The organism is Variovorax atrisoli (assembly GCF_014195185.1).
In the GTDB taxonomy this organism is placed as follows: Bacteria; Pseudomonadota; Gammaproteobacteria; order Burkholderiales; family Burkholderiaceae_C; genus Variovorax; species Variovorax atrisoli.
This window is the reverse complement of the sequence record NZ_JACIBG010000007.1, coordinates 299,122-311,128: the sequence shown is the minus strand read 5'-3', so window position 1 is coordinate 311,128 and position 12,007 is coordinate 299,122. Positions and strand designations below refer to the sequence as shown.

The window sequence follows — 12,007 nt, the reverse complement described above, 5'->3', positions numbered from 1 at the left end:
ATGTGCGGACGAATGTGCCACCTACTGAGCATCAAGGTTCACTTTGTGCTGCAAGTGGTTGCCGTAGCAGCGTATTTGGGTTCAGGGCTACACGCTGCTTGGCGGCGGTTTGCTGTACGAAGTTGGGGGGATAAGACAGACGCTGGGTTGCTTACTGAGCGAGCCCGACGACAGCAAATGCTGCTCTGGTGAGCGAGCCGGTCTTAGGACCCCTCTTCGCCCCCAAGAACAATCCCACCTTCCACGTGCTTTAGCTCTCAATCTTTTCACGGCACGTGTTGCAGGCGCAGTGCTCAGGCCCAGCGACGGCGCAGCATTCACTCCCAACCTCGCCGATTTGAAATGTGTGGTTATTTGGGATTTAGGAATGCGCTGAGAAGTGGGCGCAAACATACTAAACAAAGCCACCGGACGAGCCAGCTTCGGAGGTTTTGCGCTATTGGTCCGGGAGCTGGTCGGCCGTGACTTATGTTCCGAACCGGGAAGCCGTGCTCTATCCACGGTGCGTGCAGATCTTCACGTCACGCGGCCCCACCTGAAGCGGCATGTTGAGCTCGCAGCTTGAGTTCGTGCGCTTTTCCAGAACCAGTGCTTTCATGTCTCGGAGTCCGTCGATCGATGTTGTCGGCGCAGCGCGGATGGGATGAACTCGGAGATATTGCGGTCGCCTTGATCGAGGTTCATTGGCACCTGGCTGCTGAGGCATTCGTGGCAGCGGAAGCGCGTTGACGGCTCGACTGGCCAGCGCATCTTTGGCATTGGCGGCACAGCCGGCAGGCATCGCCTCAAGATTAGATGGAGGGGTGCCACGAGTCGTCTGCTCGCATCCCTTCTGCACACAGGAACCAAAGCCCCCATGTTCCGCCCGATATGCCGTGGATGAGGACGGAGCGCCCCTGGTTGCGCGAATAGGCGCATTCGATTTGCTGGGAGCGTTATCGATGCGGCCAATGGCTGTGCCGGCCTTGCCCGCCCTCGCAGCCGAGCGATTCAGATGAAGAGAGGGCGGCGCCCTTCCCTCTCCTTCTGACATTCAGGCCCCGCTTCGTTTCCCAACGGGGCTCACATAGGGCGCAATGGCGCCCCGGTCAGCCCAGCAGGCGGACCCGCTGCAGGGTCTCCGCCACGGATCGGACCAGTGCATCCGATGCCACTTCAGACATGGCACCAGGCAGCAATGTCAGCGTCACGGTCCCGTCGACGGCGCGCTGGCATGAACCCACCGTCTTGCCATCGCTCTGGATCGCGAGCTTTTCCGGTTTCGCCGCCGCCTCCATGCCGAGCAGGCGTGCCACCACCGCAGCGGGTGCGAGCTTCAGGCCCCGGACCTTCTCGGCGCGCTTCAGGACGCTGCGGCGATCCTTGTCGAGGGCAGCATTGAGTTGCTCCGCATGGCGGTGCTGCACCTCCAACGGGCTGCGGAAGCACTCGAGCACGGCTGACGGCAGCTGAGCCACCATCAACGCCTTGCGCACCCAGGTGTGGCTGCGCCCCACTTTTTCAGCAAGCTGGCGCTGGGTCGGGAACAGCTGCTCGTCGAGCGCGCGCTGGTACATCACGCCCTGCTCGTACGCCGACAGGTCCGTGCGCTCGCGGTTCTCACGGTCCATGGCCGTGAACAGCTCGATGTCACCAAGCTCGTCGACCCAGATCGCCGCCAGTACAGGAATGCCGAGATCCAGGCATGCGCGATGGCGCCGATGACCGAACACCAGCTCGTACTGGCCAGGCTCGTCCGGCAGGGCGCGCACCAGGATCGGCTGCACGTTGCCTCCCGCCTGTTCGATGTCGGCCTTCAGCGCGGCGAATGCCGCTGTCTCGAACGAGGCCGGATGGCGGTTCGCCCATCGCGATGCACGGATGGTCTTGGGGTCGAGCTTGCGCGTCGGAGTCGATCCGTCATGCTGCTGGAGGCGCTCGCGCAAGGCCGCAAGTTCCCCTTCCACTGCCTGCATCTGGCCGCGGAATGCCAGCATCTGGCCCGGCCCCGTGCGTGGTGCCATCGCTCCGGTCTGGGCCGGTGGAAACCTGGTTTCCATGGGTGCAGCTGTTGCCGCACCTGGAAAGACCGGCGCCACCCCAACTGGGGCCGCGGGCGCCACCGATGCAGGCGCCGGTTCGGGAATCGACAATCCCGCGGTCAGGGCTTCGAGGCGTTTGCGGGTACTAGCCATTGGAATCTCCTTGGCGGTGGAAACCTGGTTTCCAGGTACCGCGCACCGCGCGCCCCTGGCTGGGTGCGGGCGGGCGAGCCGCCGGCACTGAATGGACTGAAAGGCTGGGTTCCAGATGGCAGGTCAGGATTGATGCCTGCCCGTGGAAACCCGGTTTCCACACCTGCATTGCGGTCGACAGACATTGGTGGACATCTGTCGCGCCGCCGAGATGTCGCCGCCAGACCATCCAACGGGTTCCGGTATGGATCGCCATACGACGGACAAGACATGCGAAGCTGGAAACCTGGTTTCCACGCCGCGCCCGCAACTTCGTGAATTGATGGATGGCCTGCCTCATTGCACCTGTGCCTTGTCTGCCCAGCTGCTCACCACGGACTGCTCGACCAGATCGACGAACGCGTCATAGGCGTCCGACGCGCGCTTGTAAGTCTTGGCAGCGCCTTCGTATTTCTGGACGTCATAGACGGTCGCAAACTCTGCCGCCTTGTTGCTCGTCACGCTGGTCTTCGGGATTTCGACGGGCAGCGTGTACTCGCCGTACGTCGCCTGGATCCACTGCCGCACCGCCGGCGTGGCGGGATCGCTCGGATCGACGCGGCTGAGCAGCACGTGCAGGAAATCGAAGGCCTTGCCGGCCATGTCGCCGCCTTGCGCATCGAGGTTCGCGCCCAGGTCCGCCAGCAGTGACCAGAACTGCGCCGAGGAAGCGAAGTCCAGCCCGGACGGCGGCACCGGCACCACGATCCCGTTGGCAGCCCACAGCGCATTGATGGTCACATAAGACAGGGAAGGAGGCGTGTCGATGATGATCACGTCGTAGAGATCGCGCACGCTCTCCAGGCCCGCGTTGAGCACGTCCCAGAACCGCGCACCCGGTTCCTGCATCTGCCGCGCGGGCAGTGCGAATTCGGCCGAGAAAAGGAAGGGGGCCGCAGCCACCAGGTCCAGCCCGTCCCAATAGGTCGAGCGGATCGCATAACGGATGTCGGACTGGCTGCCGTCGCAAAGCGGGGCAATGGTCATGTCCTCGCTGATCTCAGCCTCGGGCAGCAGACCGTGCAGGGTCGTGAGCGAGCCCTGCGGATCGGTGTCGATCGCCAGCACCCGGTGACCGCGCAGGCTCAGGCCCTGTGCCAGCACCATGGCGGTCGTCGTCTTGGCGACGCCGCCCTTGAAGTTACCCACCGCGATCGTGAATGCCTTCTTGCCCGCGGGTCGCATCTTGTCCGCGCGGTACGTGCGGGTCCAGGCGCGGAGTTCGCTGAGCTCGAAGTTGCGCTTGCCGCCAGCGGGCGTCAGCCGGCCACTGGGCAGATCCTCCTTGGTGATGCGGTAGGCCACATGTGCCTTGTCGACGCCGCACAGGGCCGCCAACTGAGCAGTGGAATACACCGGCGCAACCTTGCGCGCCTCGGGTGCCAGCAGGCGCCCACGGATCTGCTCGACCATGGAGCCTGCGCGGACAGCCAGCGCCGCGATGCGCGGCATATCGATGCGCGCGCGCTCGGGAGATGCAGCGACGGTGGAAGAGGGGGAGGGTGTGGAAACCTGGTTTCCAACCCCGGCGGGGACGGGCAATGCCATGAAGAACAGCCTTATTCGACAGAATTTAGCCATTCTATGGGATTCTGTCGAATGAACAAGAACTGCCGATACAGGCACCCCGAGCCGTACACCGATTGTGAGAACGTTTGGGGACCGAGGTGAGATCGATTGGGATTGTCCTCCCGCCGCCGCCTCTCGGGTGAACGGAATCGAGCTCGAGACAGCCATTCGGCGGCGATGAGAAGCACCGACCCCGTCAATTCACGGGCTTCAGGCCCCGGCAACCCCCAGCGTGGGTGCAACCACCCCCCAGTCCACTCACGCCAAATCCCAACCATCCACACGCCAAACATCCCAAAACCCCAATCGAGCTCACATTCAATCCCAAAACCTCTCACGTCAAATCCCAACGGTACTTACAGAAACGCTTCCAAACCCTTGTCAGGACTGAAAAAACAGCTCCCTCAATTCTTCAACCTCCTCAAGTGTTCTCTTTCAAAGTCTCAAGAGAGCTTTCGTAGCTTTGTAAATTGACCGATTCACAAAACAGCGGCATGATGTGAATCCGCATATCCCCGAACGAGGCCCCAATGGAAGACGGCGAAGTTACGCGACAGCCGCCCAAACCAGCGCAGGCCCCTGACGAACAGAGCGTGGCGAAGGCCAATGAGGCCATCGCCATCCGCCCCAAGCGCGGCCGGCTGACCTTGCTGTCCCGCCGCATCTACAACGCGCTGCTGTACCACTCGCAGCGCCAGGGGGTCGACGAACCCGTTTACAAGCTCGCGCTCAGCGAACTTATCGGCGACGCCCGCTTCAACTCGAACAACACCGAACTGCTGAAGTCCCACCTGCGCGACATGCAGGCGACCACCATCGAATGGTCGACCAGCGGCGCAGGCCTGAAACGCTGGGTGTCGTCACAACTGCTCGGCACCGTGACGATCGAGGAGCAGGGCAGGGGGCGGCCGTGCACGATCACCTGGCGCTACCCGGAAGAGATCCGCGAACGCCTGGTGAAACCGCACCAGTACACGCGCGTGCTGCTGGAGATCAGCGGCCAGATGCGCAGCTATCCGGCGGCCGTGCTCTACGAGATCGGCGCGCGCTATCTCACCTCGCCGAGCCGCCTGTCGATGCGCGAGGACGTCCTGTGGTGGGCCGCGGTTCTCACGGGGCGCAGCGACATCACCGAGGTCGACTACCGTTTTCTCAAGCGCGACGTGATCAGCAAGGCCCTCGCGGAGATCGACGCCCTGTGCGAGGACTTCAGTCTCGAACTGATCGAGCACAAGAGGGGGCGCCGCATCGAGGAGATCCAGTTCCGCGTTCTGCCCAAGGTGCAGCAGCGGCTCGGCGCCGCCGACGATCCCAGCCGCAACGTCTTCGACCTCGAACTGGTCGGCAAGCTCATCGCGCTCGGCATCAAGCAGGACGAAGCCCAGGACCTGTACGCCACCACCGACGAAGCGCAGTTGCGCGGCACGCTTGAGCATGTGGAGCAGCGTCTTCGCAGCCAGTCGCTGCCGGCGCTCAAGTCGCCGGCAGCGTACTTCAAGGACGCGCTCAAGAAGGGGTACGCAGGCGTGAAGGGCGCGATCGAAGTCTCCGAACCCGCGTCCGCGTCCGCGCCCGCCCTCGCGCAAGGACGCGCCGCGCCCGCTGCGAGCGGCGAGGACCGCATGCATCGCATCCGTGAACTGTGGGAGAACGACCGGATGCAAAAGGCCAAGGCGCTCTACAAGGAGATGCCCGAAGCGATGCAGGCCGAGATGCGCTCGCGCTTCGAGACCGAACGGCTCGCGCAGATCGCCACGCCCATTGCGCGGGCCTGGCGGCGCGACGGACCGGCCAGCCGCATCGCGGGAACGACCTTCCATCGTTGGCTCGCCCAGGTCACCTGGCCCGAGGAGCCTTCCGACCGCGTGCTGCTCGACTTCGCTCTGGCGCAGGGCGTCGCCGGCATGTGAGCGGTGCCGGCGGGCGCGAGCGGGCGCTCACTGAGCTGCTCGACGCCTGAATGCGATCACCCGGCTATGAGGTTCCGGATGTCGAACACGCAGATCAGAACCAGCCCCAGCACGATCGCTTGCATGACCCAGGCCCAGTGGACGCGCAAGGTCGAATCGAGCACCGCGCCTGTGAGCCAAAGCCCTGTGATGCTCGCGCCGAGCATCAGCGCATTGACTGCATAGGACGAGGGCTGAGCCTGCCACAGGAAAGCGAGGATGACTGCGAGCCAGAGCACGAGCTGGGAGATGGCCGTCCATTGCTGGGCCGGCGCGAGCACGGGGTCGTAGGGCGCGGCTGCGCCGCCGCTGCAATGGTCCGCGGGCACTTCGCCTGAAACATCGCCCGTGACCCCGCCCGGTTGCCAGCCGGGTGCCTTGAACCACAGCAGAAACTTGTCGCTCCACCGCGGCGTGCGCCATGCGGCGCTGGCGAGGGTCATGTACAGACCGAACAGGGCCCGCAACGGATTCCAGGTGTTGAGCGGCTTGAGCGTGCCGTAGACGCATGTCGCCCGCTCCTCGGCAAAGGTCCCGAACAGTTTGTCCCAGATCATCAGCAGGGCGCCGTAGTTGCGGTCGAGGTACTCGGCGTTGATGGCATGGTGCACGCGATGGTTCGAGGGCGACGAGAACACATGGTCGAACCAGCCGAGCTTTCCAATGTGCTGCGTGTGCACCCAGTATCCGTAGACGAGCAGCACGAGCGCCGCGATGCCGAAGTTCCTGGGCGGAACGCCGATCAGCGCCATCGGCAGGAAGAAGATCCAGCCGAGCAGGCTCACTGCGCTGCCCTGCCGCAGCGCGACCGAGAGGTTGAAGTCCTGGCTCTGGTGGTGGACGGCGTGCGCGGCCCAGAACACCGCGCACTCATGCCCTGCGCGATGGACCCAGTAGTTGCAGAAGTCGAACAGGATCACCGCGAGCCCGATGCCGGTCCAGCTCGACCAGAACTCCGGATTCGACCAGCGCGCGGCGAACGGGAACACCATCGTGTAGAAGCCGATCTGCAGGAACGGCGTGCACACGGCAACGACCTGGCTCAGCAGGCCGTGACTCAGATTGCTGACGAAGTCGTTGAGCCGATAGGTGTTTCGCCCGCGCAGGCACCCCCATGCGAATTCGCAGGCGATCAGCAAGGCGAACAGCGGTATGGCGTAGATGATCGTGCGGTACATGGCTGCTCCTGCGCGGATCAGGCGGGGTCGGAGGAGGGCGACAGCGGCCGCGATGCCGGCCGGTAGGTGGCGGCGAGTGTCCGCCGGATCAGCGGCGCCAGAAGTCGCGTGACCCAGCCGTGCCGGTGGCGCACGCCGATCCAGACCTCTTCCCGCTCGGCGCCGAACTTGCGCTTCATGCCGTGGTTGGTCGACCCGAGGTCGACGCTGCTGCATCCCTGGTCCAGCGCATGCTGGATGGAGTGAAGGACGATCAGGTACCACAGCTGCAGGTCCCGGGAGACCGCGTAGTCGAGCCCGATCACCATGCACTTGAGCTTGGCGTCGCGCTGCATCAGCAAGCCGAAGCCGACGGGCCTGCGGTCCTGCGAGATCGTCATCATTCGCGCGGCGCCGCCGGCCTTTCCGAGCGCCGAGAAGAGACTGCGCGGCAGCGCGGGCGTGCGCGCCTCGCTCGCCCTCGCGTTGACCGCCTGGTAGAGGCCGTAGGTCGCATCGACGAGGTGGTCGAAGTGCTCGTGCACCTCGACCTCCAGGTGCGCGGCCTCGCCGAGCGCCATCGCCTGGCGCAGTTGCCGCCGCTTCTTGGACGGCAGCTGCGCCAGGAAGCTCTGCATCCGTCCGTCCGGCGGCAGCGTCAGGCGGCTGCGGTCGTAGCACATCTGCGCGATGAAGCCGGCCTGGGTCATGGCGTGGATCGATTCGTCGTCGCTGCCTGCGGAGAACTCCTTGAACACCAGCAGGTCGCACTCCTTCCTGCGCCGCACGAAAGTCTGGAAGCCGGAAAGAAACTCCGCGAAATCGACCGCGGCGGCGTCGAACCAGAAGGCCTTGCCCGCGGCGATCATGCCGCCGAGCACCAGCACGCGCAGCGGAACGAAGCGAAGCAGGCGCATGCGGCTGATCGCATAGCAGGCGATGGCGCGAACTTGCCCGTCATCGTCCCTGGCCTGCACGAAGCGGTACGACGCCTCGGGCTGCGCCCCGGCGAGCAGGCGCAGGAAGTCGAGGTCCAGCGACAGCTCGCTGTGCGCCACACGTTCGCTCCACAGCGAGCGGAAGGTCCCCTCGAAGGGATCTTCGACCGGAAGAAAACTCAGGGGCATGACTTTGCGCTCGGCTGCGGCTTGCGGACCATGAGGTTGATCGTGTAGGGCCCCACGCTGTTGAAGCGCGAGGCGCCGAAGCGGTGCTCGCCGATCTTCTCGAAGCGGAAGTTGGAAAAGACACGCTGGTCGTTGGTCTCGGGGCTGCTGCTTTCCAGCCGGTACACGAGATCGAAGCGGTCGGCCAGCATCCGGAAGGGTTCGAACATGCGGCGGGAAACGCGCTGTCCCTGGTGCGCGGGGCGCACGCAGCCCATCTCGGCATGGATGCCGCGAACCGGGAAGCCCAGTCGGTCCATCGACTCCCGCGCGGCCCGTACCAGTGCATCGGCGGCGCCTGCGGCGGCGATCGCCCGACGCAGGCCATAGCTGCGCAGAGCCGCAGGAACGCCGAACGCAAAGAGGTGCCACCAGGGCTCGCGGCGGTGCACCGCGGCAGGCAGACGCCACAGCGATGCGCCGCGGACCGTGCGCCCGTCCGGCGTCTGCGCGGACTCCAGCAGCACGAGGCCGCCCTCGAACATCGACGCTGCGCACAGGTAGCCGATCACGCGCGCGATCTTCTCCTGTGCCCGCACCGTATCGCCTGCGCGGATGCGCGCGACCTCCGATGGCGGCAGCCATGCGAGCCAGCCCTTGTCATGGTTGTGCACGAAAGCCTGGGCCATGAGCTGCGCGGCCAGCGCCACCTGGGCCCTGGTCGTTGCGATCTCCACGAGGGGGCGGCCGGGCAGCAAGGCGTCGGCGGCATTCCGCCTTGCGATGAACTCGTGCAAGCCTTGCAAGAGCGCGGGCTCCACGTTGGGCGCCCGCAGGAGCGCGCGGTCTGGGCGCGGCGCCGGCATGGACGAGGTGCGCGTCATCCAGCCACCTGCATCGGCACCGCCACCGGCCGAAAGAGTCGCCCGTGCTCGGCGACGAGCACCATCGCGAGCGCCATCAGGCCGCAGGCCATCGACCCCAGCGTCATCGGCACCGCCGTGCCGTCGAAGCGCTGGCCGATCAGGATGCCGATCAGCGCGCCGCCGACATTGATCACCAGGCTCTGGACCGCGGACGCGGTGCCCGCGACGTGCGCGAGCCTGGCCATGGCGAGCGAGCCGAAGTTGGCGAGCATCAGGCCGAAGCAGAACATCAGCGCCGACTGTAGGACCGTGAACACCCACGGCCGCTCCAGCCCCGAGCAGGCCACGCCGGCGTGCACGGATGCGACCAGCAGATAGCCCATCAGCGCGGCATGCGACGTACGACGCGCGCCGAAGCGGCCGACCGCGCGTCCGTTGAGCAGCGCCGCGAGCGCGACGCAGCTAGCGACCGTCCCGAAGACCAGCGGAAAGACCTCGGGCGCGCGGAACACGTTCGCGAACAGCTGCTGCCCCGATGTGACGATGCCGAAGAGCGCCCCCACGAGCGCGGTGGACGCCAGCGTGTAGCCCAGCGATTCGCGCCGGCTCAGCACGTCGGCGAACGCCCGCGACACCGCCCGCGGCGACAGCGGCATGCGCCGTTCCGGCGGGAGCGTTTCGGGCAGGCGCAGCGCCACCCAGGCAAGCAGTAGCGCACCGAAGAGCGCGATCGCCGCGAACACCCACTGCCACGACGACAGCACAAGGATCGCATGCCCCAGCGAGGGAACGAAGATCGGCACGCCCAGGAACAGCAGGAAGGCCAGGGACATCACGCGCACCATCGAGTCGCCCGAATGGCGGTCGCGGATGATCGACACCGCGAGCACGCTGATGCCGCCGCCGCAGCCCTGCAGCACGCGCAAGACGATCGCGGTCTCGAAGCGGCCGGCGAATGCGCTCGCCGCAGCGAAGCACGCATAGATGGCCAGTCCCGCGAGCATGAGGGGCTTGCGGCCGTAGTGGTCCGACAGCGTGCCGTAGACCAGCTGCGAGATGCCGAAGCCGATCAGGTAGGCGGTGATCAGCCATTGCCTGCGGTTGTCCTCTCCCGCGTTCACCGCGGTCCCGATGGCGGCCAGCGCTGGCAGCAGGGCATCGACTGCCACGGCGTTCACCGACATCACGGCAGCGGCCAGCACGATGAACTCCCGGGGCGTGGGCCTGGCGATGGCAGTCGGGGTCAGCATGCGGCGGCCGTGTGCGCAACGGGGTGCGTGACAGGAGCCGCGGCCGGGTGCGCGACCGGGTTCTGCGCTTGCGCGAAATCGACCGCGCCCGAGCGCAGGTCCAGCTGCGCGTACCGGGCTTCGACGAAGTCTGCGCGGTGCGCGAGGAAGCGGCGCTGGTTGATCGTGCCCTTGTCCGTGAGCTCTCCGAGGGCTGCACTCGGCGGCTCCGCCAACACGCAGGCCTGGGCGATCGATTCGCTCGACCCCGTGTGGGTCGTGTTGTAGGCCGCCAGGGCGCCTTCGAGGAAGGCCCGCAGGGCCTCGCCGTGCGCGTTGTTCGAGCCTGCGCCGTCATCGTCGAAGTCGCGCCGCACCAGCTCCGCGTTCAGCCAGAGGAAGACGATCAGCCGCGTTCGACCGGGGCCCGCCACCACCACGTCCTGCACGAGCGGGCCGGTGTGCGACAGCAGGTTGGCCTTGATGCGCCCGGGCACCACCCAGATGCCGCTCGCCAGCTTGAACTCGTCGCTTGATCGCCCTTCGTAGCGCAGCCCCGCGTCGGGATTTGCCGGGTCCGCCAGCGAGACCAGGTCGCCGGTGCGGAAGAAGCCCTCGTCGTCGAAGGCTTCACGCGTGCGTTCCTCGTCGTCGAGGTAGCCCGGCGTGACGTTGGGTCCCTTCACCGCCACGGCATAGAGGCCGCGCCGCGGTGTGAGCCTGAAGCACATGCCCGGCAGCGGCACGCCGATCTCGCCCGTGCCGCCGGTCTCGAAATGCGTGATGGCCGAGGTGGAAGTGGTCTCCGTGAGCCCCCAGCCGCTGGCCCAGCGCGCACCACGGCCGGTGCTGCGGCGGCACAGCGCATCCATGCGGCGCCACAGGTCCGCAGGCAGCGGGGCGCCGCCATACACCAGCAGGTCGAGGCGACGGAAGAAGGCCTCGGTGAAGGAGGCGTCCGCCTCCAGATGCGGCAGCAGCGCCGCGTAGCCCAGCGGCACGTTCGTGTACCACGTGGGGGACACCTCGCGCAGGTTGCGCACGCTGCGCGCGATGTCCTTGAGCGTCGGGCGTCCGTCGTCGATGAACAGGGTGCCGCCGTTGCGCAGCGTCATGTTAAAGCTGTTGTTGCCGCCCGAGGTGTGGTTCCATGGCAGCCAGTCGCACAGCACGGGCGGCCGGTCTTCGAGGAACTGCCAGAGCTGCGCCATCTGCTGCTGCTGCGCGCAGAGCATGCGCTGCGTGTGGATCACGATCTTGGGCAGCCCCGTGGAGCCCGAGGTGAGAAGCAGCTTGGCGCGCGTGTCGCCGTCGATGCGCATCCTGCGTTCGCGAAAGAGCGCATGCAGGGTGTCGGCATGGTTGCGCGAGCCGGCATCGTCCAGCATCTGCGCAGACAGCCAACGGCAGGCGCCCGCGTCGCCGAGCGCGGGCCGGATCACCGCCGCATCGGCCATGTACGCGAGGCTTGGTCGCACGCGCCGCGCGATGCTCTCGATGCGTGCCAGGCCCTGTGCGCTGTGCAGGTGCACCGGCGATAGCGGAACGACCACCACGCCGATGGCCATCGCCGCGAGCGACAGCAGCGCGTGCGGTATCGAGTTGGCATCGATCAGCAGCAAGGTGCTGCCGGCCTGTGCGCCATCGTCCAGCAGCATGCGCGCGATGGCGTGCACGCGTTCGCGTGCAGCGGCATAGCGCACCGTGCACCACGCCGCACCATCGCGCTGCGCGAGGAAGACGCGTTCGGGTGTCTCGCTCGCCCATGCGTCGAGGTGCTCCAGCAGCGTCGGCGGATACGGCTTCAACGGCTGCCGGGTCGCGTAGCGCATGTCGTGCGCAGGGTGCGACGTCATGGACGTCGCCGCAGGCGCGAGACGTGGCGAACTCATGATTCCATTCCTCCTCGATCGGAACG

Annotated in this window: 8 protein-coding genes; 1 reads left to right on the top strand and 7 read right to left on the bottom strand. The window is 66.3% G+C overall.

Annotated elements, in window-relative coordinates; genetic code table 11:
- Positions 1-1,088: 1,088 nt before the first annotated feature.
- Positions 1,089-2,174, bottom strand: a complete 1,086-nt coding sequence (locus FHY06_RS24515) for a ParB/RepB/Spo0J family partition protein (RefSeq protein ID WP_184606595.1) — start codon at positions 2,172-2,174, stop codon at positions 1,089-1,091.
- Positions 2,175-2,510: 336 nt separating this feature from the next.
- Positions 2,511-3,761 carry an AAA family ATPase gene (locus FHY06_RS24510; RefSeq protein WP_026346703.1) on the bottom strand — a complete coding sequence of 417 codons (1,251 nt, stop codon included), beginning with the start codon at positions 3,759-3,761 and terminating at the stop codon, positions 2,511-2,513.
- A 614-nt stretch (positions 3,762-4,375) separates the two neighbouring features.
- Here FHY06_RS24510 and FHY06_RS24505 point away from each other — a divergent pair.
- A complete protein-coding gene (locus tag FHY06_RS24505; RefSeq protein ID WP_311733727.1) occupies positions 4,376-5,692 on the top strand; it encodes a RepB family plasmid replication initiator protein in 1,317 nt (438 codons plus the stop codon).
- Positions 5,693-5,748: 56 nt separating this feature from the next.
- On the opposite strand, the gene FHY06_RS24500 is transcribed toward FHY06_RS24505, so the two are convergent.
- The 5 genes from FHY06_RS24500 to FHY06_RS24480 are packed head-to-tail and all read right to left on the bottom strand — an operon-like array spanning position 5,749 to position 11,981.
- Positions 5,749-6,909 carry a sterol desaturase family protein gene (locus FHY06_RS24500; RefSeq protein ID WP_184606593.1) on the bottom strand — a complete coding sequence of 387 codons (1,161 nt, stop codon included), beginning with the start codon at positions 6,907-6,909 and terminating at the stop codon, positions 5,749-5,751.
- A 17-nt stretch (positions 6,910-6,926) separates the two neighbouring features.
- Positions 6,927-8,015, bottom strand: coding sequence for a GNAT family N-acetyltransferase (locus FHY06_RS24495; protein WP_184606592.1), 1,089 nt, complete (start codon positions 8,013-8,015; stop codon positions 6,927-6,929).
- On the bottom strand, positions 8,006-8,878 hold the full coding sequence (locus tag FHY06_RS24490; protein ID WP_184606591.1) for a hypothetical protein: 873 nt from the start codon (positions 8,876-8,878) through the stop codon (positions 8,006-8,008). Before FHY06_RS24490 ends, FHY06_RS24495 begins: the two co-directional genes overlap by 10 nt.
- Positions 8,875-10,110 carry a multidrug effflux MFS transporter gene (locus tag FHY06_RS24485; RefSeq protein WP_184606590.1) on the bottom strand — a complete coding sequence of 412 codons (1,236 nt, stop codon included), beginning with the start codon at positions 10,108-10,110 and terminating at the stop codon, positions 8,875-8,877. Before FHY06_RS24485 ends, FHY06_RS24490 begins: the two co-directional genes overlap by 4 nt.
- A complete protein-coding gene (locus tag FHY06_RS24480; protein WP_184606589.1) occupies positions 10,104-11,981 on the bottom strand; it encodes an AMP-binding protein in 1,878 nt (625 codons plus the stop codon). Before FHY06_RS24480 ends, FHY06_RS24485 begins: the two co-directional genes overlap by 7 nt.
- Positions 11,982-12,007: the final 26 nt, after the last annotated feature.

Coding starts and splice junctions, on each gene's coding strand:
- FHY06_RS24480 (WP_184606589.1), bottom strand. CDS start 11,981: ATGAGTTCGCCACGTCTCGCGCCTGCGGCGACGTCCATGACGTCGCAC.
- FHY06_RS24485 (WP_184606590.1), bottom strand. CDS start 10,110: ATGCTGACCCCGACTGCCATCGCCAGGCCCACGCCCCGGGAGTTCATC.
- FHY06_RS24510 (WP_026346703.1), bottom strand. CDS start 3,761: ATGGCATTGCCCGTCCCCGCCGGGGTTGGAAACCAGGTTTCCACACCC.
- FHY06_RS24515 (WP_184606595.1), bottom strand. CDS start 2,174: ATGGCTAGTACCCGCAAACGCCTCGAAGCCCTGACCGCGGGATTGTCG.
- FHY06_RS24490 (WP_184606591.1), bottom strand. CDS start 8,878: ATGACGCGCACCTCGTCCATGCCGGCGCCGCGCCCAGACCGCGCGCTC.
- FHY06_RS24495 (WP_184606592.1), bottom strand. CDS start 8,015: ATGCCCCTGAGTTTTCTTCCGGTCGAAGATCCCTTCGAGGGGACCTTC.
- FHY06_RS24500 (WP_184606593.1), bottom strand. CDS start 6,909: ATGTACCGCACGATCATCTACGCCATACCGCTGTTCGCCTTGCTGATC.